Source organism: Yersinia alsatica, assembly GCF_902170305.1.
GTDB classification, from domain to species: Bacteria; Pseudomonadota; Gammaproteobacteria; order Enterobacterales; family Enterobacteriaceae; genus Yersinia; species Yersinia alsatica.
This window is the reverse complement of record NZ_CABHWW010000028.1, coordinates 38,658-65,440: the sequence shown is the minus strand read 5'-3', so window position 1 is coordinate 65,440 and position 26,783 is coordinate 38,658. Positions and strand designations below refer to the sequence as shown.

The window sequence follows — 26,783 nt, the reverse complement described above, 5'->3', positions numbered from 1 at the left end:
ATTTAACATATTAAAATTAAAAAATATAAAAAAACATGAAAAATACAGAAGAGTAGTAAAAAGTCATCAATGATGATAAAGGATATAATATACAAATAAGAAATAGTGATAACTAAAAATAACAAATATTATATTTACGACCAATACCATCTTGTTAATTAAAATGGCATCATGCAGAATATGCCGAGTTACCATTACAGAAGATTGAGAATTAAAAAAGACAAATCAATAATAAATTAATAATCTTAATCTTGTTATCACATAGTAAAAACCAAATTCCCGATACAAAATATCAAAGAGAAATATTCATTCAGGATAAACTTAACTTACCCACGGCAAGATAAAATCTTAACGTACTCAAAGAATAAATAAACACCTTATACAGGATAGGTAGCAGTCAATATGGAGACAAATGAGATTGTGTTTAAATTAGAAGGAACGGTGCTATTTTCCCCCACACAACGTTGTTTAAATGGTCCTGATGGTTCAGTTGTCATATTGACTGAGAATAACCTGCGATTCTTGCAACTATTGCTTAATGGGGTAACTGAGAAAGAACAAATTATTAATCAGGTATGGAAAGAACAACGTGGGGCAGTTAGCGAAAGCAGCTACTACGGGCAACTCTATATGCTGCGTAAAGCATTTATTCAAGTCGGGCTTAAAGAGTCTCTTATCCATACTATTCCACGCAAAGGTGTGCGCTATACTGGCTCTGTTAGCCAGGTAGCAGTGGGTGAAAAACCACAAAACTTACAAGACGGTGGTGATCCTGGCTCAATAACAACTATGCCCGAACAACCGCAGGCAAATTCTCTTCCTCTACCGGCAAATAGTATGGTGACAGTGGCGACTCATACTCACACCAAGCAAAGTTTCTTGCAAAGTCATCGTTGGAAAAAATTGATCTCTTTACTCGCCCTCTTTTCTTTCTGCTGGCTCTCATTCCTCTCAGTCTTAGTCATTATTATCTTATTCAATGGAGATAAGCCTAATTATTAATACTCTCATTGAAACAAGCATGATTTTAAAAGATTAAATGATGATGATAAAAATGAATTTCGTAAAAAAAAACCGTTAAATAGCTACCACTACGAACGAGGCGAATATAAAACATATCTATTCGGGTAGTAGCGACATACCTAATCAGAACTTAATATAACGGGAAATTCCCAACATATTTAACAAGGAAAATAAGTCATGATGTTCTCAATCACCAAAGGCTGTGCAACTGTTCAACGTAAATCTCAAGAGTTTCTAAAAAACCAACGAGGCTCTATTATTGAATACGTGATGATTATTGCAATGGCGGGTATCTTTATCGGAATAGCAAAACCAGAACTAACCAAGATTGTAACTGCCACTATCGATAAGATTGTAGCTCTATTCCCTTAATGTTTTTATAATTTATTACATGGCAACTCATTGTTGCCATGTTTTATATTAGGAAAGTGATGGGTATAATTAAATTATTCTTATTAATACTATTAGTATTACAACTACTCTTAATTTGCTATACAGACATTCGCTATAGAGTTATTAGTAACATACATAACATGGCTATAGCCATCAATACATTAACTTTAGGTTTTGCTTTACATAATACATTTAGCGTTATTATTCCACTCATAGCCTTACTGGTTGGTTATGTTATTTTTAATTTCAAGCTTATCGGCGGAGGTGATGTAAAGTTCATAGTCGCTTTGTTATTTTCCCTCAGCCCAGGACAATCACTGGATTTTATTATTTATACTGCAATTATGGGTGGCGTCGTCATGATTATAGGTATGATAATTAATAAAAAAGATATTCAACAGAGAGGTGTCCCTTATGCTGTTGCTATTTCCAGTGGTTTTTTATTATCTCTATTTAACTAGTTGTGAAGTAAGCTATTTCAGCATAGCGAGAGGTGATTACTATGAATCGTAAATTTCTTTTATTATTTTCAATTCTTATTATTGCCATAGGAATTACCGGTATATCGGTAGATTTTGGAGATAATAAAAAAGAAACAAGCAAGTTAGTCATACAAAAGAAAGAAAAAGAAGTCATCATTTCACTAGTACAAGCAGCGCGTGATTTATCTGCAGGAACTCTATTAGAAAAAACTGATTATACTATAAAAAAAATAGCAGTTCCGGAATCAAGCGATCTAATAAAACATGCAATATCTGAAGCAACCAATATTAATAGTCACTTACTGAAAAACAATATTGTTATTGGATCTTATATTACTAAAGAGATGTTAGTGTCACCTGATAGTGATGAATTCATCCATTTGAGCTTACAAAAAGATCAGGTTATTTATAAATTCAGTATCTGGCAGCAAGATGAATATTTGTTAAACACATTAAAAATTGGTGATGATATTTCATTACAATTAAGAATTCTTGAAACTGATAAAAATAAAGGCGTGAGAAGCGAAATAACCATTAATACAAAGAACATGAATAATAACAGCAACTATTCATTAAATGAAATTATATCTAATATGAAAGTAGTAAGAATAAAAAAGCACTCTGCGGAGGAATTATCAGAAAAAAACAACAAAAATCAAAAGACTAATGAAACGTCAAAAGGTTATATTTCCGTCATAATAAAAACTAAAGATCTTGACCTAATACGTTTAGTAGAAAAATCAGGTGATATATTTTTAATACCAAGCTATAACATCGAAGATAACACCAAACATAGTAATTTATATGAAATTATCCCTAAACTTCGTACAACAAGAGAACTAAGAGGATGAAAAAAAACAGATTAGTCTATATAAGTTGGCATTTTTTATTCGCCACTATAGCTTGCTTGATAACCACGCAGGGAGCAAATGCTAAACCAGTGTATCTATCTGCTGGTGAGTCATACATTATTAATACGCAAGATGAAATAAATACAGTTTTTGTTTCTGCCGCGACCATCGCTGACTATGAACTTATTGGTAAAAATAGCGTTATTGTATACGCTAAAAATGAAGGGATGGCAGAGTTAACTTTGTTCAATCATGACCATAAAGCAATCACTAAATCCGTTGTAATGGTTAATAATATTATTACTGTAGCACATAAAAGAATACAGGCTGAATATCCAGGCAGCGATATAGATATTAATAAAATAGGCAACAGTTACATTCTGACTGGAACCGCAGAATCTGAAGAGGCTAAAGATACCATTGCTAGCATTATTGGTGAAGCTATGGGGAGTAAAAAAATAAATAGCAACAACCAACCCTTTGATAGTAGTAACTATGCAGGAATTATCAATAAAATTAAATTATCCCAGTCTAATCAGGTGAATGTGAAATTGACAATTGCAGAAGTCACCAAAGATTTCACTGAAAATATAGGGATAAACTGGAGCACTATCGGTGAATCTGTCGGTTCTTTTCAATTATTTAAATTTAATGCAAAAGGCATTAGTACATTAGTTCATGCTATTAACGATGATGCTATTGCTCGCGTCTTAGCCGAGCCTAACCTCTCGGTATTATCAGGTGAAAACGCATCCTTTCTCGTGGGCGGTGAAATACCCATTGTCAATACGACGCAAAATAGTACAGGGGTTAATTATAAAGAATTTGGGATCAAATTAAATATCGGTGCCAAAGTTAATGATAAAAAACGTATCCGTATCACTTTAAATGAAGAAGTTAGCAGCATAGGTAAGACATTCAATGTTAATGGTGGAGACTCTTATCCTTCCATAAGAACACGTAAAGCTGCAACAACACTAGAATTAGGGGATGGCGAAAGTTTTATATTGGGTGGCCTCATCAGTAGGAACGAAAGAGAATCACTTAAAAAAATACCATTAATGGGTGATATCCCGTTATTAGGCGCATTTTTTCGTAATGCGCAAACCGAGCAAAGTCAAACTGAACTGGTGGTCATCGCCACGGTAAATTTGGTCAATCCCGTTGCTGAAAAAGAAGTCGAATTGCCTGATTTTATGCATACCTCAACACTTGAACGATTTTTTAACTTTACACACATACTGGAAATAAAAAGACAGAAAGTTGCCAGGGAATTTTTACGTAAAGGAGGATTTATTAAATGAAGTTATTAATAATAGGTAGCATAATAGTTTTCTCAAGTACAACTCATGCAGCGCTAACAATCCAACCGAGTGATAATGAGCGATCATATATTCTAGTAAATAACTCACATTCAAAAATAAATACTTTATTAAAACACAAAAATAGCATTTGTGACATAAAACAGAAAGTCTGTAATTATAGTGTTAATGATTATCGTCATTTTAAAGACAGTGAAATGGGATGCGCTGTAAATAATAATAGGAAAAAATCCATTAAAGACGGTGGCATATGCAATTAATCCTAAACAAAGATTTAATAAACAAGAAAGACGGTAAAACAAAAAACACCATTGCAATTATATCTCAACGTGCATGGCTAATAGAAAAAGTATCTGAAAAAATACGGCTAGCTGACTTTAATAGTATTAAAGAGATCGATAAAGATATATTTATTACACTATCAGTTAATTTACCTGAACAAACTATCGGTATGATTATTGATATCGGAAATAATGATAATATAGAGAAAATACTAAGCTTAATAAAGAGTCATACACCGCGAGATTGTTGGTGTTTATTAGTTGGAGATATTGATTCAATTAGTATTGCACAACAGTTCACAGAGCGAGGGATATTATATCTAAATATACAATCACAATCATCAGAGATAACACAACTGTTACTTAAAGGTATTCAGATAGAATTAGAACGAAAAGCTTTTTTTATTAGTGTCCTTGGATGTAAAGGGGGTATTGGTACTACACTGCTTAGCTATCATTTAGCTAATGAGATTAATCAAATAAAAAAATCCCCCACTCTATTGTTACAAGGTAATCAGGGTTCTCAGGATCTTGACCTCATGACCGAAAAAAAGATGAATGCAGAGCTAACCGAGTATCAGAAAAATTTTGACCTCATGTTCTGTAAAGAGAAAAGATTCAGCGAGCTTGATGCCCGAACAAATAAAAAGCACAACTTTATTGTATTCGATCAATCTGTTCATAATGCATCAAAAGAAAATATAACAGAATATATTGAACAATCAAATTGCATCATTATATTACTTGATAATAGTATGATATCAGTTCGTGTAGCTAAAGAGTTTATTAGCATATATGACCGTTTCAAACGAGATAATAGGAAAGTAATTCGATTAATAGTGTGTCTAAACGAAAGCAGGCCAGTGACAAAGAATATGTTAGATACTGCTGACATACAGTTATTATTAGATCGCCCTATCGATATACATATACCTTATATACATAAAACAAAAAGTTCACTAAGTGACCAAAATTACTTTGGTAGAAGAAAAATAAAAATAAACACCTTGGCTAAAAATACATTAGGTATAAAAGTTGATTCCTCAATACGAAGTCAAGAATGGAAAGATAAAATAATATTATCACTAAAAGGTATTAAATAAATCATGAAAGTATCATTAACTATTCAAGAGTTAATCCGTGAAAAAATGCTGGCTAATATTGATATAGATGAAGTAGAGCATCTTGTTGATGACTACAATAAACTTAGTAACCTATTAACTCAGACATTTTATGAATTATTTAATGATAATGAATACCAGATAACCACTCAGGATCAGAAAAAAATCATTGCAATGATTGCTGATGAAATTACTGGCTTTGGGCCGTTAAGGGAGCTGATGGAGGATGATTCTATCAGTGACATTATGGTGAATGGCCCAGATAAAATATTTATTGAACGTTATGGATTGATATCCTTAACTGATAGCCGTTTTATTAATAACACTCAGCTGACGGATATTGCCAAGCGTTTAATGCAAAAAGTCAATCGTCGAATTGATGAAGGCCGCCCCTTGGCGGATGCTCGCTTAGTTGATGGTAGCCGGATCAATATAGCAATGAGCCCTATTGCTCTGGATGGTACAGCACTTTCTATCCGCAAGTTCAGCAATAACAAGCGGAAATTAGAAGACTTAGTTGATATGGGTGCAATGAGCAGTGATATGGCTAATTTTCTGATCATTGCTGCCGGTTGTCGGGTCAATATCGTCATCTCTGGCGGTACTGGCTCAGGAAAGACCACACTCCTTAACGCCCTATCAAGATATATATCTAAAAATGAAAGAGTGATTACCTTAGAAGATGCAGCAGAGTTAAACCTAGAGCAGCCCCACGTAGTGAGGATGGAAACACGACTAGCAGGACTGGAAAATACCGGACAAATCAGTATGCGAGATTTAGTCATAAACTCACTAAGAATGCGGCCGGATAGAATTATTATCGGCGAGTGCCGAGGTGAAGAAACTTTTGAGATGCTTCAGGCAATGAATACGGGTCACAATGGCTCGATGTCAACCCTGCATGCAAACTCCCCCCGGGATGCTATTGCCCGTTTGGAAAGTATGATCATGATGGGGCCAGTTAATATGCCGTTATTTACTATTCGGCGAAATATAGCGTCGGCGATCAATATTATTATACAAGTTTCACGAATGAGTGATGGCACCAGGAAAGTTCGACATATTAGTGAAATCATGGGAATGGAAGGTGATAACATCATATTACAGGATGTTTTTTCATTTAAACCAGATACAGGGCGCGACGAACAGGGTAAGATTCAAGGTGAGTTTATTAATCATGGATTACTGAGTCGCTCCTCCGTTAGAATAAATGCGAGTATCTATAACTTATCAGATGAATTAAATAGCATATTTTCTGTGGCGGAATAATGATTTACTATACAATAATTTTTTCTGGCATTTTATTGCTATTATTAACTAATTTAAAATGGATTAAAATAAAAAAGTCCATTATTAATACAAAAAAAACCAGCATCAAGAAAACCGAAAAAAAATATTTCCTTATTTTATCATATAGAAAAATATATATAGAGTGGATGCAGTACTTACACAATATAGTTAAAGATAAAAATAAACCTCATATATTTATTCCTATAGCCTATGCAATATTAATTTATACAATCAACTTTTTCACTCTTAAATTAAATGTTGCTATTATTTTTATTTTTATATCTGTAAGTATCATATATCTACAAATAACTCTATCAAGGAAGAGACATTACTCTCTTTTTAAAAAAGATTTTCCAGAAGTTCTCTTAATGATAAATATGGCATCAAGTAGTGGGGCTAGTATTAATCATATATTAGAACGCTGTGGACAAGAAGTTAGCGGGCCATTAGGCAATGAGCTTATTCTTATTTGTCGTAGGTTGAATCTCGGTGAGTCACCAGAAACTGTTTTTTATGATGCCTATCAACGCTTTAATTATCCTGAGTTTTATTTTCTCACCATGATTATTTTACTTAATATCCAACAAGGTGGACAATTAAGAGAATTAACTAGCAGATTATCCCAGGTAATATCAAAAAATAAAACGACTGAGCAGAAAAAATCTGTACTCACGGCTCAAACTCGGATGTCAGTAAATATTATATCTGCCATGCCGTTTGTATTCTCTTTTTTACTCTATTTTATTGATTCTAGTAGCATAGAGTCAATTTGGGATCACTCAACAGGAAGAATCATCTTTTACTATATAATTATTAGTGAAGCCATTGGAATTTTTATAATAAGAAAAATGCTAAGGAAGACACTATGAAAATATTTTTTATTTTGTTAATTATTTTAGGAATTTATTTTTTTTCCAGAATAAAATCAAGGGAAAACAAAATATCCATATATAATAGAGTAAATAACAACGATAAGTCACAAGAAAAGAGAGAAAATAAAAATGAAATAAACAATCAACACAAAGAAATTTCTCAATTTATAAAAATGCCATTAATTCTTGATAATAGCATTTATTCTAAATCACTTATTTTATTTGCTAGTTCTATCATTACAGCCATGTTGTTATTAACAAATATAATAGCTATTAATCTTAATACCTTCTTTACTATTGGATTAATAACTTTATTAGCTACTCTATATCTTCCGAAAATTATTATGAAGGATATTATCACCAGAAGAACTGAGTCTGTACTTAAATCACTGCCTTTCTTTATTGATATTACTGCAGCCTGTGTTCAATCTGGTATGACAATTGATAATTCACTAAGTTATGCAGCAAAAAAGTTTAAATTGATAAATTCAGATTTAAGTCTGATCATGCTTAAGATGATAAAGCGAGCTGAAATAAACGGGCTAGAGTTAGCAATTAAAGAGCTTCATCAGTCTTCTAGTGCAGTAGAAATAAGAATGTTTTGTAGTGCTCTTCAATACAGTATTAGTTTTGGCTCAAGTGTTTATGATCAGTTGATCAACTTATCTCAAGACATAAGAGAAATACAATTATTAGTAACAGAGGAGAAAATTAGTAAGTTATCAGCAAAGCTAACCTTTCCACTATTTCTCTTTATATTAATTCCATTTGTCGTTTTAGTTATATCACCTAGTATATTGGAGATACTCGCATATGTACAAGAAATTTAATACGGCCATTATTGTTTCAATTTTCACACTGCTAATAAATGGTTGCTCTTGGAGCGATAATATGAGTAAGAATGAATTTACTTATCGTGAAAGTATTTTGACTAAAGCAAATAATTATAGCGGGTTAATTACCTTATACCGTAATAAATTAAAAATAACAGAAGATGATGATATCAGATTAAAATTAGCAAATGCTTATTATATGTCCGGCGATAGTAAATCTTCTCTATATTATCTCAAACCAATAGCGCATAAGCAGAGTGACTCTATCCATTTATTGCAAGCCAAGAGTCTTATCAACGAAAATAATAATGCTGAAGCTCACATTGTTGTAAATAAACTATTGGCAAGTTCACCCAATAATGCTGAGGCTCATAATATGGATGGCATTATATTAGCAAGTAATGGTGAAATAGCTAAAGCTGAAAGTGCCATTGAGAAATCAAGAGCTCTATTTATTTCAGATGAGACAGCGATGAATAATCTTGCTGTTATCGCCATACTCGACAATCGTTATACGGATGCAGTAAGAATATTATTACCAAACTACCTTGCAGGTAAAAGAAACAGTCTAATGTTACATAATTTAGTATTTTCATTAATTAAATTAGATGATAAACAATATGCAAAAAAAATAATCATTGCTGAAAAAATGACTAAAAATGCAGATGAGCTGATATTAGCGTTAAGCCAAGTTAATAATCCTTATCAAGATAAAATTTCTGGCAGGCTAGAATAATGAGTAAAATAACTCGCTCTTTTATTCACTCAAGAAAAGGCTCAATTACTATAGAATTTTCAATAGTGTTTTTTTTATTTATAGTGACGCTATTGTTTAGTGCGGAGATTACTCGCCTATTTTATACCTCTGCCAGTTTAGATTTAGCTATTTCCGAAGCTGTAAAGTCAGCTAAAAATAAACAGAGAAATGACAGTGACAGTTATAATACCGTATTGAAAAAAACATTGTTATCACAGCAGGGAGTATTAGGTACTTTTATCACCGATGATAACTCAGTAAAAACAAGCGTTAAATTCAGTCTAAGTATAGATGACATTATCAATAATAATATGTCAGATGATAATAAATCACCATTGGCAAAATATACTGTCAGCTATTTATATCGTCCCGTTTTTTTCCCTATTCCATCAATTTGGGCTAATAGTCTATTATTACGAGAGGTTATTTTTGCACAAGAAATATAAATCAAAGAATATCATTATAAATACCTGTGGTGCAATGATAATTGAGTTCTCCTTGGTTTTTTTAATCATTGCACTTTTTATAAAGTCAATGATATCCATAGCCGAACATTACTCAACCATAGGAAAATTAGATCGTATTTCATATTCATTAGCAGGAATAATTAGAGAGAGATCACAGTTATATCATAGTGATAATATATTAACTCAGCAACAAGTTAATCAATTAAAAGATCTTGCTGAAAGCATGCTATTAAACTCCAATATTCCCAGTCATGATTTGGCACTAAGAGTAGAAACAATACATTTTAAGCAACCCCAGTTACCTGATATTGAAAATAGGGTAAGTGATGATATCAAAACCTTATCATTTAGTGTGGGTTCCTGTGAGCCAGACTCTCCCCTGAGAGGGTTAACACATTTATCATCCTTTAGTAATGCAGGAAGATGGATCCCCCTTTATCAAGTCACATTATGCTTTCCCGCTGCATCTTGGTACAGCACGCTATTAAACCAAAATGGACCAGCTATTGCCATAAAGTCATCTTCTATCACTGTGGAACGGTTATTAAATAATATTTCACACACAACAGAATAGTAAAGGCTATTTATGCTAAAAAAAAACACACTCTATATAAAGTTAAATACATTTTTTATTTTTATAAAAAATGAAAATGGCGCTATATTATTGTCATTTATTTTTTTTCTGCCTGTTATTATAGGATTATTTTTTTTATCTTTTGAAATTTCTCATTTTATACAAAAAAAGGCTCGACTCTCGGATGCTATTGAACAGGCAACATTAGCACTGACCATTGACAATGATGAACCACCTGATGGCGATAATATAAAAAAAGAAGAAAATAGAAATTTTGTCATAGCTTATGCAAAAGCATATTTACCCAATGAGACATTTTCAAAACCAGCAATAAATATAACCAGTCATTCAGACCATATTAAGTACCAGGTAGACATGACGATACATTACCCTACCAAAATATTAAATAAAATATTTCAGAAAGTCTCTTCTGAAGTTAGCATCAATGATAATTCTCGGGCCATAAAGTATATTGCTAAGGCTGCAGAACCAACCGATGTGGTATTTGTCACTGATTATTCAGGCTCTATGAAATTTAAATTCTATGATTCCAACAATGAACAAGTAAAAATAGAGGCTTTAAGAAAAGTATTTAATAATTTGTATAAAAAAATACAAAAAAACGACAATATTAATATCATTGGTTTTGTCCCGTTCTCATGGGGAACTAAGATATCTACTAGCCATATTGTTAATGACGAGGAAGTCGAAAAATATTGCCACTTCCCATTCGTTCCAAATGCAGCAACTCCCAATTTTGATTACTTAAAAAAATACACACTTTCTAGATTAAAACAATTTCCAGGGTTAGAAAATCTTGATAGTGTTGACAATATAAAATATGGTGAATGTCTAGATAAAGATCACAAAAAAATTAAAAATGAAATTAACGAAATATTAAAAGGAAACGTAGAAAAAAAGATATCTGAATACCTTGATACGTCATGTAAAATTAGTGAATCCCAAATTATACGTGAAGTTATTGAGAGTAATATTGATTACACTGCAACGATTAAATCAATAGGACTCGTTAATAAACCCGACCAGCTAATGAATATTAAACTCTCGGATTTACTTAATGGCGGCATATGTTTGAAAGGGTCTAGTGCCATTACTTTTGGCCATGAGATTACAAGCCTGTCACAAATATCTGATGTGTTAAACGCCGCCCCTTTAGGGGGGACATTAGTAAGTTCAGGCATTTTGGCTGCAAATAATATATTTCAGAATACCTACAGTAGCAGGGATAAATTAATGATTATCCTTTCTGATGGTAACGATAGTAATGATGATGAAGACAGATCCTCAAAAAAAGCTAGAAATGAAAATTACTTTTATATTACTCAGAAGCTCATTAATATGGGAATGTGTGAGAGAATTAAAGATAATAATATTAAAATGGTATTTATTGCTATTGGATATATACCAAAAGAAGATATAGATTGGAAAAAGTGCGTCGGAGAAAAGAATTTTTACTTAGCTAAAAATGTCTCTGAACTGAAGCTAAGTATTAACCAGGCATTAGCCAGGATTGATACTGAAGTGGGCCGTAATATACCGAAGAACTGATATCAGGCGCGGTAATCTCCACCGCGCCTGCCATTGACTATTTTGCGGCACCAGCCGCTTCCATACCGACTAACCCAACTTTGAGATAACCCGACTTACGCAGTGCATCCATCACACTCATCAAGGTTTCATAATCCACCACTTTATCTGCCTGGAAGAAAATAGTGGTTTCTTTATTAGCTTGGGTCACTTTATCCAGTGCGGCCGCCAATGTATCGCGGTCAACCTGCTGGTCACCGACATAAAGTTGGTTATCCGCTTTAACGGTCAGAAATACCGGTTTTTCTGGCCGTGGCTGCGGTACTGCTGAAGATGCCGGTAAATCGACTTTGATATCAACAGTGGCCAATGGTGCAGCCACCATAAAGATAATCAGTAATACCAGCATGACATCAATAAAGGGTGTCACGTTAATTTCGTGCAGTTCACCACTTTCATCGAGGTTATCGTTCATCCGCATAGCCATAAATCACCCCGCACGCAATTGGTGAGGCAGCTTAGGTGACTTTGCTTCAGCGCTGCTATTCAAATCAAGGTCACGGCTCAGCAGTAACAAAACCTGCGCGGCAACATCCCCAACCTGTGCACGGTAAGAGCCAATCAGACGAGCGAAAATATTATAGATAACCACAGCTGGAATTGCAGCGACCAAGCCCAGAGCTGTCGCCAGCAAAGCTTCGGCGATGCCCGGCGCAACAACCGCCAAATTGGTGGTCTGTGAGTGAGCAATGCCGATGAAGCTGTTCATGATGCCCCAAACCGTACCGAACAACCCGACAAAGGGTGAGATTGCGCCAATTGTTGCCAGGAAGCCGTTGCCTTTCCCCATTTGGCGACCAATTGCCGCCACTCGGCGCTCTAAACGGAAAGCGGTACGCTCTTTAATGCCGTTATTGTCGTTTGATTCTGCCGATAGCAGGCGCTCGTTTTGCGCTTCACGCAGTAATAGGCCGCTGATACTGTCGGTGGAGAAGGCCTCTGCCCGCTCAGATGCAGTATCAAGATCCGTTACCGCACCGATAACTTCATGCTCTTGCTGTAAGCGACGACGGGCGCGGAATAATTCAGTACCCTTGGAGAACAAAATGGTCCAGGTCACGATGGATGCCAATACCAGACCAATCATGACACCTTTAACCACCGCGTCAGCATGCTGATACATACCCCAGACCGAGAGGTCCATCGCCAGACCTTGCGGTGCTGGAGCCATCAACGGCTGAACCATCGGCGCAGGTGCGGTTGTTTCTGCATTGGCCGGTGTGGCTGCTACCGGAGTAATTTCCGGCGTTGGTAACGGTGTTGATGTTGCAGTTGTTGGTGTCGCAACAGATGCAGCAACTGCGCCACTGTTGCCAGGCGCGGCGAATGCATGGCCAGCTAAACCTGCCACCAGCAATAATGCCATCGCGCCTTTCATCACTCGGCCTTGCACGAATGATTTATCTTTAATCTCTTTGCCAGCTGTTTTCACGCTGTGCCTCCACCCAATATGCATATCAATTTAAGGACGAAATCAGCTGCCGATCATATCAAACAAATGGGGGATTGATAGTAATTATCATTAGTATTTGAGCCTATTTTTTGAGAAAAAATAAGAATTCCCCTGATATCAGGGACAACGCAGCGTGACAATCGGATAACTATTCTTGGCTGTACAGCTTGAGTGACATGGAATGTAAAGTTTGAGGCGGTTACTCTCTAATTATTATTCCTTAATAAATACCCTATTTCGCCACTTACACAGTATTTTTCCATGATAAACCCACAGAAAACAGCGGGTCACCCTCTTGAGTTTTTTTCATGGTGAAAGCCGCTCTCACAGCACAATCATCATGCTAACGTAAGGAATACATCCCAATAATGAATGCTGTCCAAAGAATAATGGACTCAGATTATAAAAAGGTGACAACGCAATCATGTCTGCAAATAAACCTACGACAGAAAAACTGGAAACAACCTTAGTTAGCGCGGGCAGAAGTAAGAGATTTACCCAAGGCTCGGTTAATACCGTTATCCAACGGGCATCTTCGCTGGTTTTTGACTCAGTGAAAGCAAAAAAGCATGCCACCATTAATCGCGGAAATGGCGAGCTATTCTATGGCCGTAGAGGCACGCTGACCCACTTTTCCTTGCAGGAAGCAATGACGGAATTGGAGGGTGGTGCCGGTTGTGTGCTTTATCCTTGTGGGGCCGCTGCCATTAGCAATGCCATTTTGTCATTTGTCTCAACCGGTGATCATGTGCTGATGACCGGTTCTGCTTATGAACCCGCACAAAGTTTTTGCGATAAAATTTTATCGCGCATGAATGTGACCACCACCTATTTTGATCCGATGATAGGGGCCGAAATAGCCGCGCTGATTACCCCGCAAACTAAAGTGGTGTTTCTTGAATCACCCGGCTCTATCACCATGGAAGTGCAAGATATTCCAGCGATTGTGAAAGCCATCCGTGCTGTGTCTCCCGAGATGATTATCATGATGGATAATACTTGGGCAGCCGGTGTGCTGTTTAAAGCATTGGATTTTGACATTGATATCTCCATCCAATCAGGTACTAAATATATTATTGGCCATTCCGATGCGATGCTGGGGATTGCAGTTGCCAATGCCCGATGTTGGGAGCAGCTGCGGGAAGACTCTTATCTGATGGGGCAAATGGTTGATGCTGACACCGCCTATCTTGCCAGCCGTGGTTTACGCACTCTCAGTGTGCGGTTAAAACAACATGAAAAAAGCAGTATTGAAATAGCGAACTGGCTGGCTCAACGCCCAGAAGTAGCTGCGGTCTATCATCCGGCGCTACCTGGCTGCAAGGGCCATGAGTTTTACCAGCGGGACTTCACGGGCTGTAATGGTTTATTTTCTTTTGAGTTAAAAGAAGAGCTCACTCAGCAGCAGTTAGAAGCTTATCTTGACCACTTTACCCACTTCAGCATGGCTTTCTCATGGGGCGGTTTTGAGTCTTTAATCCTGGGTTATCAGCCAAAGGATATCCGTGCAATCCGCAAGTTCGAAGCAGAGGGAATAAAAGGCACTCTGTTCCGTCTTCACATCGGCCTGGAAAATGTGCAAGACTTGCAGAACGATTTGGTGGCAGGATTTGAGCGCATTAAAGCAGTTGGATAATCGCTACTGCACAACCTGATTTGTTAATGCGCGGTGATAATGGCCGCGCATTAATCCTCTCTTACACAAATAGTATCAACGACACGTATATATCCGCCCAAAAATTTAATTATTGAGGATAAGATCAATGTGGATCTGCGCCATTACGGATACACTGTGTAAGACCTCACAACGATATCCTCACACGATAGGCAAACAGGAACAGAAATGGATGTATTACGCGAAATCCTTCATGCCTTATGGCAGCAGGATTTTAGTAAACTTGCCGACCCGAATGTGATTTGGGTCATTTATGGCATTCTCTTTACCACCCTCTTTTTAGAAAATGGTTTACTGCCGGCTTCTTTCCTCCCTGGTGATAGCTTGTTGCTATTGGCGGGTGCATTAATTGCCAAGGGTGTCATGGGATTCTTACCCACAATGATAATTTTGACCGTTGCCGCCAGCCTGGGTTGTTGGTTAAGTTACCTGCAGGGGCTGTGGCTCGGTGATACCAAAATAGTAAAAAGGTGGCTGTTGCAGCTACCCGTTCATTATCGACAGCGTGCACATAATTTGTTTGTTCGCCATGGTTTAGCGGCCTTGATTATCGGCCGGTTCTTGGCTTTTGTGCGGACTTTACTGCCAACACTGGCGGGTATTTCAGGTCTGAACAGCACACGTTTTCAATTCTTTAACTGGCTCAGTGGGCTGCTGTGGGTAGGCAGTGTCGTGGGGCTGGGCTTTGCTCTTAGCCATATTCCATTGGTTAAGCATTATGAAAATCAGGTCATGACGGCGCTGATGATTCTGCCGATTGTCTTACTCCTGATGGGGTTGGTCGGCACACTGGTTTTGGTTTGGTGTAAACGTAAGAGTGTCACTGAGTAGCGGCCCAGATCTGGGTTTACTCGCTAAACGGCGCGCTATGCGCCGTTTTTTTGTCAGCGTAAAAGCGGGCGCTACATCAACTAGCGCGCAGCTTGGCAAGCTCTTCACTGGGCGTCACGCCAAAATAGCGTTTAAACTCACGGCTAAACTGCGAGGCGCTTTCATACCCCACTTTATTGGCTGCGGTGCTGGCTTTTAGCCCATCGTGCAGCATCATCATTCTGGCACGGTGCAGTCGGTAAGATTTCAGATATTGCAGGGGCGAGGTGTTAGTCACGGCTTTAAAATTATGATGAAACGCCGAGACACTCATATTCACATCTGCGGCTAATTGTTCCACATTCAGGTTATCGGCAAACTGATTTTCGATACGCCGCAGTGTCTTGGTAATTTGATTGAAGTGCCCATGGCGGTTAACCAATGCTTGCAACGCCCCACCACACTGACCACACAGCACATAGTAGATAATTTCCCGCACAATTTGTGGGCCAAGTACTCTGGCATCACGCGGATTAGACATCACATCCAGCAGGCGCTCAGTGGCGCACAGCATCTCTTCAGTTAATGCCGATGAGTTGACGCCGGATGTATTACCGAAAGGTTTATCCAGCTCATCATCACCAATATCTATAATTAGATCCTGTAGCATCTGGTTATCTATATGAATATAAATTCCAGCCAGCGGTATTTCAGGGCTAGCAAAGGTTTCACATTCAAAGGGCAGAGGCACGGTCAGAATAAGGTAGTTTTTCGGGTCGTACTGAAACACTTTACTGCCCAAATAACCGACTTTATGCCCCTGAAATATAATCACCACACTGGGGGTGTACATTACAGGTGTGCGCGGCTGATGCACCGTGGAGTACAGAATCTTCACCTTGGGTACAGCGGAAGGGGTTAAGCCATTGCCCTGCGCCAGACCAGCAATTTTTCCAGCCATCTGTGCCTGAATATCAGTAACCTCAACCATGGTGCCTCACCTGCTTCTGTTATCTAAAACAATCTGACATAAATTGTGCAGTATTTCGGGCATTTTCTACAGTGATTTGGAGAAATAGGCAAGAGCTAGGCAGAAATGTGCATTGAGGTATAGCATCAGGTTACCGACAATGGCTACCAATAAAATTAGCAGCGTCATCATTGCTGTTTGTTCATCACCCAAAAGCTGGAAGACAAATCATCATGCAAAATTTTACCCTTCATACCCCAACAAAAATCCTGTTTGGTACTGGTCAGATAGCGCAACTAAGTAAAGTGATTCCTGCCGATGCGCGTATTTTAATCACCTACGGTGGCGGTAGCATCAAACAAAATGGCGTGCTTGACCAAGTTCATCAGGCACTAAAAGGCTTTGATTTTATTGAGTTTGGCGGTATTGAACCAAATCCAACCTACGAAACCCTGATGAAAGCCATTGAGGTTTGCCGCAAAGAGAAAATTAACTTCCTGCTCGCTGTTGGTGGCGGTTCAGTGTTGGATGGCACCAAATTCATTGCCGCTGGCGTCAATTATCCACAAGACCCATGGCATATTCTGGAAACCATGGGCCGCGATATTACTGAAGCCATCCCTATGGGCTCAGTGCTGACCTTACCTGCTACTGGCTCTGAAGCTAACAATGGCGCAGTTATCAGCCGCCGTAGTACCGGCGATAAACAGCATTTCTTCTCCCCACATGTGCAACCGCTGTTTGCTGTGCTGGACCCTGAAGTCACTTATACCTTGCCACCGCGTCAGGTCGCCAACGGTGTGGTCGATGCTTTTGTTCATACTATTGAGCAATATCTGACTTACCCAGTGGATGCAAAAGTACAGGATCGTTTCGCTGAAGGTCTGCTGTTAACACTGATCGAAGACGGCCCAAAAGCCTTGAGTGACCCGAAAAATTACAATGTGCGTGCCAATATCATGTGGAGCGCCACCATGGCATTAAACGGCCTGATTGGTGCTGGTGTCCCGCAAGACTGGGCAACACATATGCTGGGCCACGAACTGACTGCACGTCATGGGTTGGATCATGCCCAAACATTGGCGGTGGTATTGCCTGCACTGTTGGTCGCCAAGAAACAGCAAAAACACGCTAAATTACTGCAATATGCAGAGCGCGTCTGGGGTCTGCGTGAAGGGACTGAAGAACAGCGTATCGATGCCGCGATTGAAGCAACCCGTCATTTCTTTGAAACCATGGGTGTGGCAACTCGCCTGTCCGCTTACAAACTGGATGGCAGCTCCATTCCAGATCTTATCAAAAAATTGGAAGAGCACGGCATGACGGCGCTGGGTGAACACGGCGATATCACTTTAGCCGATAGCAAACGTATCTACGAAGCTGCGGTCTAATAAACACAGCTATAGCGACTAAACTTATCACATTGGTTATATAAATAGGCTGGTACAGCCCAAATCTATACCCAACGAAAATGGCGTTGCAGGGAGCGGGCTTCTTGCAACGTCAAGCACTAAGGGTATTCAGCTAAGGAGATAAACATGGCAACACAACCCATTATCAAACTGCACGATGGAAATCTGATGCCACAACTCGGCCTTGGCGTTTGGCAAGCAAGTATTGAAGAAACACAGCTTGCTGTCAGCAAAGCGCTGGAAGTGGGCTATCGTTCGATCGATACGGCGGCTATTTATAAGAATGAAGTCGGTGTTGGTCAGGCGCTGAAAACCGCTAATATTCCCCGTGATGAGGTATTCATTACCACAAAACTGTGGAATGACAGCCAGCGTAATCCAAAACAAGCTCTGGAAGAGAGTCTGGAAAAGCTTCAGCTCGATTATGTAGATCTCTATTTGATCCATTGGCCAGATCCTACACAGGATCGTTATGTCAGTGCCTGGCGTGAGCTTATCACCTTGAAAGAACAAGGTTTGATCCGTAGCGTAGGGGTTTGTAACTTCACAATTCCTCATCTGCAACGGCTAATTGATGAAACCGGCATTGCCCCGACCGTCAATCAGATTGAGCTACATCCGCTGCTACAGCAGCGCCAAATTCATGCCTGGAATGCTACACATCATATTGCTACCGAATCCTGGAGCCCACTGGCACAGGGTGGCAAAGGTGTGTTTGATCAGGCTGTTATTCGTCAACTCGCCCAGAAATACAACAAAACGCCGGCACAGATAGTCATCCGTTGGCATCTGGACAGTGGGCTGATTGTTATCCCTAAATCAGTCACTCCCGCGCGCATCAGAGAAAACTTTGAAGTGTTTGATTTTAAACTGCACAAAGATGAACTGACGGCAATTTCGAAGTTGGATAGCGGTAAACGGCTGGGGCCAGACCCGGATGTTTTCGGGTCTGACAGCTGATTCAGCTTAGTGATGCTTAGTCTTGCCTCTGGCGGTACCAGCAGGTTTATTTACCGGCGCTCTGTTTGCGCCGGTTTTGTTTGCACCCGTTTTATTTGCGCCAGTCTTGTTTGCACCAGTATGGTTTGTACCGGTTGGTTTAACTGACGGTTTAGCCGCAGACGCGCTATTGGCTGCCAGCGGTGTTTTAGCCGCAACTCGCCCAGTAGGCTGGCGTTGACGAGTGATTGAGGTGTGTTTGGTCAGCGCCGGGGTATGCTGGCGGAATGCGCGCCGTGCTTCACGCTGCTCTTCGAGAGTTGGAGCCGGAACCAAACATTCACGGCGGCTACCAATCAAATGTTGCAGTCCCATATCCTCTAATGCCGCACGAATCATCGGCCAGTTAGCCGGATCATGATAACGCAGCAATGCTTTATGTAACCGCCGTTGGCGATCACCTTTAGGAACAACCACATCCTCACTCTTGTAATCCACTTTCCCCAGCGGGTTCTTACCGGTGTAATACATGGTGGTGGAGTTTGCCAGCGGTGATGGATAGAAGTTCTGCACCTGATCCAAGCGGAAGCGGTTTTTCTTCAACCAAAGTGCCAAATTAACCATATCTTTATCTTCAGTCCCCGGATGGGCGGAGATGAAATACGGGATCAGATACTGCTCTTTACCGGCCTGCTTAGAGTAGGTATCAAACAGCTCTTTAAAACGCTGATAGCTTCCCATTCCCGGCTTCATCATCTTGGAAAGTGGCCCTTCCTCGGTATGCTCCGGCGCTATTTTCAAGTAACCGCCCACATGGTGGCTGGCTAATTCCTTGATATAGCGCGGATCTTCCACCGCCAGATCATAACGAACCCCAGACGCAATCAGGATCTTTTTGATCCCTTTCAAATCGCGGGCGCGTCGATACAGAGAGATGGTCGGCTGATGGTTAGTGTCCATATGTGGGCAGATTTCAGGATACACACAAGAGGCGCGGCGGCAGGTTTGCTCGGCACGTGGCGACTGGCAACGCAGCATATACATGTTTGCCGTTGGGCCACCAAGATCAGAGATAATACCGGTAAAACCGGGTACTTTGTCACGAATTTCTTCGATTTCACGAATAATGGAATCTTCGGAACGGCTCTGAATAATGCGCCCTTCGTGTTCGGTAATCGAACAGAATGAGCAGCCGCCATAGCAACCACGCATGATATTGATCGAGAAACGAATCATGTCGTAGGCTGGAATCGGTGACTTGCCATAAGCCGGATGCGGTACTCGCTGATAAGGCAGCGCAAAAACACTGTCCATCTCTTCGGTGCTGAGCGGAATCGCCGGTGGGTTGATCCAAATATAGCGATCGCCATGTTTTTGCATCAAAGCCCGCGCACAGCCGGGGTTGGTTTCATGATGTAAAATCCGCGACGTATGGGCATACAACACTTTGTCTGCTTTCACTTTTTCATAGGATGGCAGCAAGACATAGGTCTTCTCCCACGGCTTTGGTTTCGCCGCCCGCACCGTCACCGGCTTGGCTTCGGGTTCCGGCACAGTATCCGTGGCACAGGGTAAATCATCGCCATAAGGATTAGGAATAGCTTCAATACGGCCCGGTTTATCCAGACGGGTAGAATCTACCCCACTCCAGCCCGGCAATGCACTTTTGCGCATCACGACGGTATTACGCACATCCTGAATATCTGCAATTTTCTCACCATTAGCCAAGCGGTGCGCCACTTCAACCAGCGGCCGCTCACCATTGCCATACACCAGCATGTCAGCTTTCGCATCCACGATAACCGAGCGGCGCACAGTATCTGACCAATAATCATAATGAGCAATACGGCGTAAACTGGCTTCAATACCGCCGAGCAATACCGGCACATGGCTATAGGCTTCTTTGCAGCGCTGGCTATACACCAAGGTGGCACGATCTGGCCGCTTACCACTTTGATTATCCGGCGTATAAGCATCGTCATGGCGTAATTTGCGGTCAGCGGTATAGCGGTTAATCATCGAGTCCATATTACCCGCAGTGACTCCGAAGAACAGATTCGGCTCACCCAAGCGCATGAAATCGTTTTTATTTGTCCAATCTGGCTGAGCAATAATTCCCACGCGGAAGCCTTGAGCTTCTAACATGCGGCCAACAATGGCCATGCCAAAACTGGGATGATCCACATAAGCATCCCCAGTGATCACAATGATGTCACAGCTATCCCAGCCTAATATGTCCATTTCTTCGCGAGACATCGGTAAAAATGGCGCAGTGCCATAGCATTCAGCCCAATAAGGCTGATAAGAAAACAGGTCACGCTCTGGCTGGATCAGGCTGGTACTCATGGCAACACTCTTTGATTGGGGAAAGTTGAGGTGGTTCGGGTTAAGAAATCATCACCGGGCGGCGATTATACGCATTTATCCATGAAAAGAGGAAGGATATCTATTTTGCATGAGGGAATAAGGAGCAGTGATTCAGTTCGGTTGATATAAGATTGTCGCTAATCTTATATCAACCGAAACCCGATCCGGTTAAGGGCAGTAAAACTTTAACAACCGAACTTGCCCGCCCAAACCTTAACCAACCGTCGGTGCTGCCTGTGTCACCAACTGCCCTGCTGAACCACGGTCTGCCATCTCAAGGGTCTGGCTGTGGAACAAGAACGGGAAATGCGCGGAAGAAACCTGATTGAAATACACCAGTAACTCCACATCGCCATCAACCCAAACCGTGTCTTTCCAGCCGCGATCTTCCGCCATTGCTGGCGCGCCATTCACATTCTTCACTAGGAATGAAACGCCCTGAATATGGAATGCTTGTGGCATATCTGCATGCAACGTCCAGCGCTCCCAAGTACCTTGTTGGGCTTGAGCATCAACCCGGCTCATATCCCAGATAGCCCCATTAATACCTGGCAAGTCATCGCCCAAGCGGAACTCACGGGAACGCACCACACTGCCGTCCAAAATCTGGTCGGACAGCAGACGCATTGGCAGATTATCAGTCACCAACGGTAATAAACCGGTCGGTTTTAGTGTCAGCACCAAGGTGGAAATCAAAATGCTTGATGGCTCAAATAGCCCACGCAGACGGTCCATAATCCCGGCGGATTCGCCAGCGGTAATCGACACCTCGCTGCCTTGCGACATATCAATCACCACTTCACGTCGCTCACCCGGCGCGAGTGACAGTTGCTGTACGGCAACCGGAGCCGGTAAGAAACCCTGATCGCTGGCAACAACATGAAGTGGACGCCCATCACTGAGTTGCAAGGTATAGCGACGAGCATTGGAAGCATTCAATAAACGTAAACGCACCCAACCACGAGAAACCTCAACAAACGGGCTTTGCACACCATTAACCAGCAATGTATCCCCAATAAAACCGCCTTTCGCCGGTGGGTCATATTGCGGGACACCGAAGTTATCCAGCCGTTTATCCTGAATAATAATCGGGAAGTCATCCACCCCATAGTGACTCGGCAGCGGCATTGCTTTGCTGACTTCATCTTCCACCAGCCACATACCGGCCAACCCGTTATAGACATGGGGGGCCATGCGGTTCGGGGTATTAGCATGATACCAACAGGTTGCGGCGGGTTGTCGCACCGGTAATACCGGCGACCAATCACTCCCTGGGGAAATCATACGCGCAGCACCGCCCATCAAGGTGCCGGGCACTTGCAACCCACTGATCGTCATGGAGACCGGCTCAGTCAAACGGTTACTGTAAATGAGTTTAACGTCATCACCGCTGAAAACCCGGACTGTCGGCCCCAGATACATCCCGTTGATACCCCATACAGCGGCTTTTTGCCCACCACTGAATGCCCAATGTGCCCGTTGTAAAGTCAAAAACAGCGGTTGACCACGACGAGATTCCAGTATGGGAGGAACAGGTAAAGAGGGTTGTTGGGTACTATTAGCCTGTGCCCTCAATGGCAACGAGCCCGCGCCTAGCGCTAAACCCGTAGCCTGAATGAACTGGCGACGACTGAGTGACATATCTTCTCCGTGAAAACCACAATCAAACTTACTGCAAAATTTTGCCTGACTGCGAATAACGCTGAAGGACGGCAAAACGCTCACGACCAGAGTCGTTTAAATGAAAACTCACAATTTACTTCAAGCCAAATAATCAGCGCAGAATAACGAATTTATCTACACCAATAGATTATTTTTTAGCTGCGGCCTCTTGGGCTATTTCTGCATCGAGTTGCTCAATTTTAGCCAGCATCAAATTGCGGCAATGCTCTGACAACTCGCGCACGCGATCTTTGCCATAGCCGCTGGTATCAACTGGCGGCATGATTTCTACGATGACTTTGCCATTCGACCAACGGTTTAAGTTGATATGGTTAGTACTGGAAACACAGATTGGCACAATCGGCACTCCAGCGGCGATAGCGGCATGGAAAGCGCCGGTCTTAAACGGCAATAAGCCACGGCCACGGCTGCGAGTCCCTTCTGGGAACATCCAGATAGAAACATTTCTTTTTTTAACCTGTTCAACAACTTGGGCAATAGTGCCATGCGCTTTAGCACGGTTATCACGATCAATCAGCAGGTTACCGGTCAGCCAATATAATGGGCCAAATAAAGGTACCCACAGTAAGCTCTTTTTGCCCACCGTGACGGTACCTGACTGAACCACATTCGACATCGTGACCATATCGTAATTATTCTGATGGTTAGCGATGTAAATGCAAGTTCCGTAATTCGCTGTTTCTGGGGGAATTCGCTGCTCAACGGTAATCCCAAACAGTACTGACATCCGGCCAAAGAGATGGGCAAACGTCGCCAGATTACGTGGGTTTCGTGGGCTAAACAGGCAATAAATTGAGCCAAAGACACACACTAGAAAACAATATAAAACAGCCAGCACAGTGCGCAAAATTAATAGCATAACAACCTCTTAAACACTTACTTATAGACACGTAATCGGCGCTAGTATAACGGCTTCCAGGCAAAACACCGCGCAGATTCCTAACCATAATGATGTTACGCGACAGCGCACGCAAATTGCGCACGCCGCCTGTTACATTGACTCGCTGTGATTCTAATTACGTTGAATATTACTCTTCACTGTCTGTGGGTATTGCCCGTGCAGGCGCATCAACATCAACACGATCAATACGTTGCAAACCACGAGGTAGCGGTGAACCTTTCCGGCCGCGTTCAGCACGGAATTTCTGCAAATCCTCTGGTCGCAAGGTTAGCTTACGTTTACCGAAGTGAAGTGTAACCGACGTTTGCGGCGGCAAAACAAATAGCCACACCAGACGATCTTTGCCCGCTGCGGCATCTGCCGCCGGGATTGAGACTATCTTATTACCCTTACCTTTTGATAACTCAGGCAGATCTGCAACTGGGAACATCAGCATACGACCAGCGGCGGTGATGGATAACAGCATGTCATCCGGCCCATAAATTTCCAATGGCGGTAATACTTTGGCATTTTCCGGCAAAGTAATCATCGTCTTACCGGCACGGTTCTTGGCAACCAAATCATTGAAAGTACATACAAAGCCATAACCGGCATCTGATGCCATCAATAATTTCTGGCTATCTGGTGCCATCAATACCTGTTCAATGGTTGCACCCGGCGGCGGTGTGAGCTTCCCGGTCAACGGTTCACCTTGCCCGCGTGCTGATGGCAGTGTCAGTGGGTCTAAGGCGTAACTGCGGCCGGTTGAATCAATAAAGACCACCGGTTGGTTACTCTTGCCCCGCGCTGCGGCGCGGAAACTGTCACCCGCTTTATAACTTAAGCCAGACGGATCAATATCATGGCCTTTGGCACTGCGCACCCAACCCATTTCAGACAACACAATGGTTACCGGCTCAGAAGGCACAATATCATGCTCACTCATGGCCTTAGCTTCACCACGTTCAGTCAACGGTGAACGACGATCATCACCATAGGCTGCGGCATCTGCCTGAATTTCTTTCTTAATCAAGGTATTCAGTTTGCGTTCGGATGCCAGTAATGCCTGTAATTGATCACGTTCTTTGGCTAACTCATCTTGCTCACCACGGATCTTCATCTCTTCCAGTTTGGCTAAATGGCGGAGTTTCAGTTCGAGGATCGCTTCAGCCTGAGTTTCAGAAATCGCGAAGTGCTGCATCAGCAGCGGTTTTGGCTCATCTTCAGTACGAATGATATGAATAACTTCGTCGATATTCAGGAAGGCAATTAATAAACCTTCTAAAATATGCAGCCGTTTCAGCACCTTTTCCAGACGATAATTCAGGCGGTTACGTACTGTTTGACGACGGAATACTAACCATTCGGTCAGGATCTCCAGCAACCCTTTGACTGATGGACGATGATCCAGGCCGATCATGTTCATGTTAATACGGTAACTTCTTTCCAGATCCGTGGTGGCGAACAGATGGTTCATCACTTGATCCAGATCGACGCGATTAGTACGCGGAACAATTACCAGACGTGTTGGGTTTTCATGATCAGATTCATCACGTAAATCTTCAACCATCGGTAATTTTTTGGCGCGCATTTGGCTGGCAATCTGTTCCAGCACTTTGGCACCCGAAACCTGATGAGGTAAGGCGGTGATGACCGCGCTGCCATCTTCTTTCTTCCACAATGCCCGCATACGCACGGAGCCACGGCCATTCTGGTAAATCTTACGAATTTCATCACGCGGAGTAATGATTTCTGCTTCAGTTGGGAAATCAGGCCCTTGCACGAATTCCAGTAACTCATCCAGAGAGGTCGCTGGTTTATCAATAAGCGCAATCACCGCTTGTGCAATTTCGCGCACATTATGCGGTGGAATATCGGTTGCCATGCCGACAGCAATACCGGTCGTCCCATTGAGCAAAATGTTTGGCAGGCGCGCAGGTAGCATTTTCGGCTCCTGCATGGTTCCGTCAAAGTTCGGCACCCAGTCAACCGTGCCCTGCCCCAACTCGCCCAGCAAAACTTCAGCATATTTGGATAAACGAGATTCGGTATAACGCATTGCGGCGAAGGATTTAGGATCATCCGGTGCCCCCCAGTTCCCTTGACCATCAACCAATGGATAGCGATAAGAGAATGGCTGCGCCATCAATACCATAGCTTCATAACAAGCACTGTCGCCGTGTGGATGATATTTACCCAACACGTCACCCACGGTACGCGCAGATTTTTTAAATTTTGCGCTATTGTTTAGCCCCAGTTCGGACATTGCGTAGACAATGCGCCGTTGCACCGGTTTCAAACCATCGCCGATAAACGGCAACGCCCGATCCATGATGACGTACATGGAATAGTTCAGATAGGCGTTTTCAGTAAAGGTGTGCAGCGGTAAGCGTTCTGCACCGTCATGAGTCAAATCACTCATTACTCAATTATCCTCAGACTCTGGTGGCAATCACTGTTCGTCAAGATAGACACCGCAAGTTCATTGTAGATTTCTGCCCGCGATAGTACCTCATCTGCGGGGTTACTGTCACAACCCACAGATAATCTCAATCTTTCATCTCTGTAACATTGCCCCGCCTTTCTATCACCGGGGTAACAAAACGATATCATCATGTAGCCTACCGCTGCTTTTCCATTCATATACTGGCTATGCGCTGGACTTCCTTCCACTTTTTCACTTTCTCGATACGGTTGTCGGAACCACAGCGTGCCAATCA

25 protein-coding genes are annotated in these 26,783 nt (G+C 41.6%); 18 read left to right on the top strand and 7 right to left on the bottom strand.

Going from position 1 to position 26,783, the window contains the following annotated elements; all coding sequences use genetic code 11:
• The first annotated feature begins 402 nt into the window (after positions 1-402).
• The 14 genes from FTA96_RS17485 (at position 403) to FTA96_RS17420 (ending at position 11,835) form a co-directional block, all read left to right on the top strand.
• The gene (locus FTA96_RS17485; RefSeq protein ID WP_050150772.1) at positions 403-1,002 is read left to right on the top strand and encodes a winged helix-turn-helix domain-containing protein; all 600 of its coding nucleotides are present in this window, start codon (positions 403-405) and stop codon (positions 1,000-1,002) included.
• Positions 1,003-1,200: 198 nt separating this feature from the next.
• Entirely contained in the window at positions 1,201-1,395 is a 195-nt protein-coding gene (locus FTA96_RS17480; protein WP_145538425.1) for a pilus assembly protein, read from the top strand.
• A 59-nt stretch (positions 1,396-1,454) separates the two neighbouring features.
• On the top strand, positions 1,455-1,877 hold the full coding sequence (locus tag FTA96_RS17475) for an A24 family peptidase (protein ID WP_145574416.1): 423 nt from the start codon (positions 1,455-1,457) through the stop codon (positions 1,875-1,877).
• A gap of 41 nt (positions 1,878-1,918) precedes the next feature.
• On the top strand, positions 1,919-2,749 hold the full coding sequence (locus FTA96_RS17470; RefSeq protein ID WP_145574414.1) for a CpaB family protein: 831 nt from the start codon (positions 1,919-1,921) through the stop codon (positions 2,747-2,749).
• Entirely contained in the window at positions 2,746-4,053 is a 1,308-nt protein-coding gene (locus tag FTA96_RS17465) for a type II and III secretion system protein family protein (RefSeq protein ID WP_145574412.1), read from the top strand. The genes FTA96_RS17470 and FTA96_RS17465 overlap by 4 nt, the downstream gene beginning before the upstream one ends.
• Complete coding sequence (locus FTA96_RS17460; protein ID WP_145574411.1) at positions 4,050-4,331, top strand: hypothetical protein; 282 nt, start codon at positions 4,050-4,052, stop codon at positions 4,329-4,331. The genes FTA96_RS17465 and FTA96_RS17460 overlap by 4 nt, the downstream gene beginning before the upstream one ends.
• On the top strand, positions 4,322-5,455 hold the full coding sequence (locus FTA96_RS17455) for a pilus assembly protein CpaE (protein WP_050134231.1): 1,134 nt from the start codon (positions 4,322-4,324) through the stop codon (positions 5,453-5,455). Before FTA96_RS17460 ends, FTA96_RS17455 begins: the two co-directional genes overlap by 10 nt.
• 3 nt (positions 5,456-5,458) lie before the next feature.
• Positions 5,459-6,742, top strand: a complete 1,284-nt coding sequence (locus tag FTA96_RS17450) for a CpaF family protein (RefSeq protein ID WP_050123381.1) — start codon at positions 5,459-5,461, stop codon at positions 6,740-6,742.
• Entirely contained in the window at positions 6,742-7,632 is an 891-nt protein-coding gene (locus FTA96_RS17445; protein WP_145538419.1) for a type II secretion system F family protein, read from the top strand. Before FTA96_RS17450 ends, FTA96_RS17445 begins: the two co-directional genes overlap by 1 nt.
• Positions 7,629-8,465 (top strand): type II secretion system F family protein, encoded by an 837-nt coding sequence (locus FTA96_RS17440; protein ID WP_050145745.1) that lies wholly within the window; start codon positions 7,629-7,631, stop codon positions 8,463-8,465. The genes FTA96_RS17445 and FTA96_RS17440 overlap by 4 nt, the downstream gene beginning before the upstream one ends.
• On the top strand, positions 8,449-9,204 hold the full coding sequence (locus tag FTA96_RS17435) for a tetratricopeptide repeat protein (protein WP_050145746.1): 756 nt from the start codon (positions 8,449-8,451) through the stop codon (positions 9,202-9,204). The genes FTA96_RS17440 and FTA96_RS17435 overlap by 17 nt, the downstream gene beginning before the upstream one ends.
• Positions 9,204-9,671, top strand: a complete 468-nt coding sequence (locus FTA96_RS23565) for a TadE/TadG family type IV pilus assembly protein (protein WP_050145747.1) — start codon at positions 9,204-9,206, stop codon at positions 9,669-9,671. Before FTA96_RS17435 ends, FTA96_RS23565 begins: the two co-directional genes overlap by 1 nt.
• Complete coding sequence (gene tadF, locus FTA96_RS17425; RefSeq protein WP_235897516.1) at positions 9,655-10,266, top strand: tight adherence pilus pseudopilin TadF; 612 nt, start codon at positions 9,655-9,657, stop codon at positions 10,264-10,266. The genes FTA96_RS23565 and tadF overlap by 17 nt, the downstream gene beginning before the upstream one ends.
• 12 nt (positions 10,267-10,278) lie before the next feature.
• Positions 10,279-11,835, top strand: coding sequence for a pilus assembly protein (locus FTA96_RS17420; RefSeq protein WP_145574410.1), 1,557 nt, complete (start codon positions 10,279-10,281; stop codon positions 11,833-11,835).
• Positions 11,836-11,872: 37 nt separating this feature from the next.
• On the opposite strand, the gene exbD is transcribed toward FTA96_RS17420, so the two are convergent.
• Together exbD and exbB are read right to left on the bottom strand one after the other, a co-directional pair.
• Entirely contained in the window at positions 11,873-12,301 is a 429-nt protein-coding gene (gene exbD, locus FTA96_RS17415; protein ID WP_050108580.1) for a TonB system transport protein ExbD, read from the bottom strand.
• Positions 12,302-12,304: 3 nt separating this feature from the next.
• Complete coding sequence (gene exbB, locus FTA96_RS17410) at positions 12,305-13,306, bottom strand: tol-pal system-associated acyl-CoA thioesterase (RefSeq protein WP_072078639.1); 1,002 nt, start codon at positions 13,304-13,306, stop codon at positions 12,305-12,307.
• A 445-nt stretch (positions 13,307-13,751) separates the two neighbouring features.
• On the opposite strand from exbB, the gene metC reads away from it, so the two are divergent.
• Together metC and FTA96_RS17400 are read left to right on the top strand one after the other, a co-directional pair.
• The gene (gene metC / locus FTA96_RS17405; RefSeq protein ID WP_050134218.1) at positions 13,752-14,963 is read left to right on the top strand and encodes a cystathionine beta-lyase; all 1,212 of its coding nucleotides are present in this window, start codon (positions 13,752-13,754) and stop codon (positions 14,961-14,963) included.
• A gap of 207 nt (positions 14,964-15,170) precedes the next feature.
• Positions 15,171-15,833: a DedA family protein gene (locus tag FTA96_RS17400; protein WP_050108584.1), complete on the top strand. Its 663-nt coding sequence runs from the start codon at positions 15,171-15,173 to the stop codon at positions 15,831-15,833.
• Between the two features lie 76 nt (positions 15,834-15,909).
• Here FTA96_RS17400 and FTA96_RS17395 read toward each other — a convergent pair whose 3' ends face one another.
• A complete protein-coding gene (locus FTA96_RS17395; RefSeq protein ID WP_050108586.1) occupies positions 15,910-16,803 on the bottom strand; it encodes an AraC family transcriptional regulator in 894 nt (297 codons plus the stop codon).
• A 212-nt stretch (positions 16,804-17,015) separates the two neighbouring features.
• Between FTA96_RS17395 and yqhD the strand changes: the two genes are divergently transcribed.
• On the top strand, positions 17,016-18,173 hold the full coding sequence (yqhD, locus tag FTA96_RS17390; RefSeq protein WP_050123365.1) for an alcohol dehydrogenase: 1,158 nt from the start codon (positions 17,016-17,018) through the stop codon (positions 18,171-18,173).
• Between the two features lie 147 nt (positions 18,174-18,320).
• Entirely contained in the window at positions 18,321-19,154 is an 834-nt protein-coding gene (gene dkgA, locus FTA96_RS17385; RefSeq protein ID WP_050108591.1) for a 2,5-didehydrogluconate reductase DkgA, read from the top strand.
• A 6-nt stretch (positions 19,155-19,160) separates the two neighbouring features.
• On the opposite strand, the gene FTA96_RS17380 is transcribed toward dkgA, so the two are convergent.
• The 4 genes from FTA96_RS17380 to parC form a co-directional block, all read right to left on the bottom strand.
• Positions 19,161-21,479: a YgiQ family radical SAM protein gene (locus FTA96_RS17380; RefSeq protein WP_050123364.1), complete on the bottom strand. Its 2,319-nt coding sequence runs from the start codon at positions 21,477-21,479 to the stop codon at positions 19,161-19,163.
• A 234-nt stretch (positions 21,480-21,713) separates the two neighbouring features.
• A complete protein-coding gene (gene ftsP, locus FTA96_RS17375) occupies positions 21,714-23,141 on the bottom strand; it encodes a cell division protein FtsP (RefSeq protein ID WP_050123363.1) in 1,428 nt (475 codons plus the stop codon).
• A 169-nt stretch (positions 23,142-23,310) separates the two neighbouring features.
• On the bottom strand, positions 23,311-24,042 hold the full coding sequence (locus tag FTA96_RS17370) for a 1-acylglycerol-3-phosphate O-acyltransferase (protein ID WP_145574408.1): 732 nt from the start codon (positions 24,040-24,042) through the stop codon (positions 23,311-23,313).
• Between the two features lie 169 nt (positions 24,043-24,211).
• Complete coding sequence (gene parC / locus FTA96_RS17365) at positions 24,212-26,485, bottom strand: DNA topoisomerase IV subunit A (RefSeq protein ID WP_050108598.1); 2,274 nt, start codon at positions 26,483-26,485, stop codon at positions 24,212-24,214.
• Positions 26,486-26,783 lie beyond the last annotated feature (298 nt).

Excerpts from the sequence above, each read along its gene's own strand:
- FTA96_RS17380 (WP_050123364.1), bottom strand. The coding sequence starts at position 21,479 with ATGAGTACCAGCCTGATCCAGCCAGAGCGTGACCTGTTTTCTTATCAG.
- exbD (WP_050108580.1), bottom strand. The coding sequence starts at position 12,301 with ATGGCTATGCGGATGAACGATAACCTCGATGAAAGTGGTGAACTGCAC.
- FTA96_RS17475 (WP_145574416.1), top strand. The coding sequence starts at position 1,455 with ATGGGTATAATTAAATTATTCTTATTAATACTATTAGTATTACAACTA.
- FTA96_RS17420 (WP_145574410.1), top strand. The coding sequence starts at position 10,279 with ATGCTAAAAAAAAACACACTCTATATAAAGTTAAATACATTTTTTATT.
- FTA96_RS17395 (WP_050108586.1), bottom strand. The coding sequence starts at position 16,803 with ATGGTTGAGGTTACTGATATTCAGGCACAGATGGCTGGAAAAATTGCT.
- FTA96_RS17465 (WP_145574412.1), top strand. The coding sequence starts at position 2,746 with ATGAAAAAAAACAGATTAGTCTATATAAGTTGGCATTTTTTATTCGCC.
- FTA96_RS17470 (WP_145574414.1), top strand. The coding sequence starts at position 1,919 with ATGAATCGTAAATTTCTTTTATTATTTTCAATTCTTATTATTGCCATA.
- FTA96_RS17455 (WP_050134231.1), top strand. The coding sequence starts at position 4,322 with ATGCAATTAATCCTAAACAAAGATTTAATAAACAAGAAAGACGGTAAA.
- yqhD (WP_050123365.1), top strand. The coding sequence starts at position 17,016 with ATGCAAAATTTTACCCTTCATACCCCAACAAAAATCCTGTTTGGTACT.
- ftsP (WP_050123363.1), bottom strand. The coding sequence starts at position 23,141 with ATGTCACTCAGTCGTCGCCAGTTCATTCAGGCTACGGGTTTAGCGCTA.
- FTA96_RS17440 (WP_050145745.1), top strand. The coding sequence starts at position 7,629 with ATGAAAATATTTTTTATTTTGTTAATTATTTTAGGAATTTATTTTTTT.
- FTA96_RS17460 (WP_145574411.1), top strand. The coding sequence starts at position 4,050 with ATGAAGTTATTAATAATAGGTAGCATAATAGTTTTCTCAAGTACAACT.
- FTA96_RS17400 (WP_050108584.1), top strand. The coding sequence starts at position 15,171 with ATGGATGTATTACGCGAAATCCTTCATGCCTTATGGCAGCAGGATTTT.
- FTA96_RS17370 (WP_145574408.1), bottom strand. The coding sequence starts at position 24,042 with ATGCTATTAATTTTGCGCACTGTGCTGGCTGTTTTATATTGTTTTCTA.
- FTA96_RS17480 (WP_145538425.1), top strand. The coding sequence starts at position 1,201 with ATGATGTTCTCAATCACCAAAGGCTGTGCAACTGTTCAACGTAAATCT.
- dkgA (WP_050108591.1), top strand. The coding sequence starts at position 18,321 with ATGGCAACACAACCCATTATCAAACTGCACGATGGAAATCTGATGCCA.
- FTA96_RS17435 (WP_050145746.1), top strand. The coding sequence starts at position 8,449 with ATGTACAAGAAATTTAATACGGCCATTATTGTTTCAATTTTCACACTG.
- FTA96_RS23565 (WP_050145747.1), top strand. The coding sequence starts at position 9,204 with ATGAGTAAAATAACTCGCTCTTTTATTCACTCAAGAAAAGGCTCAATT.
- metC (WP_050134218.1), top strand. The coding sequence starts at position 13,752 with ATGTCTGCAAATAAACCTACGACAGAAAAACTGGAAACAACCTTAGTT.
- FTA96_RS17445 (WP_145538419.1), top strand. The coding sequence starts at position 6,742 with ATGATTTACTATACAATAATTTTTTCTGGCATTTTATTGCTATTATTA.
- parC (WP_050108598.1), bottom strand. The coding sequence starts at position 26,485 with ATGAGTGATTTGACTCATGACGGTGCAGAACGCTTACCGCTGCACACC.
- FTA96_RS17485 (WP_050150772.1), top strand. The coding sequence starts at position 403 with ATGGAGACAAATGAGATTGTGTTTAAATTAGAAGGAACGGTGCTATTT.
- FTA96_RS17450 (WP_050123381.1), top strand. The coding sequence starts at position 5,459 with ATGAAAGTATCATTAACTATTCAAGAGTTAATCCGTGAAAAAATGCTG.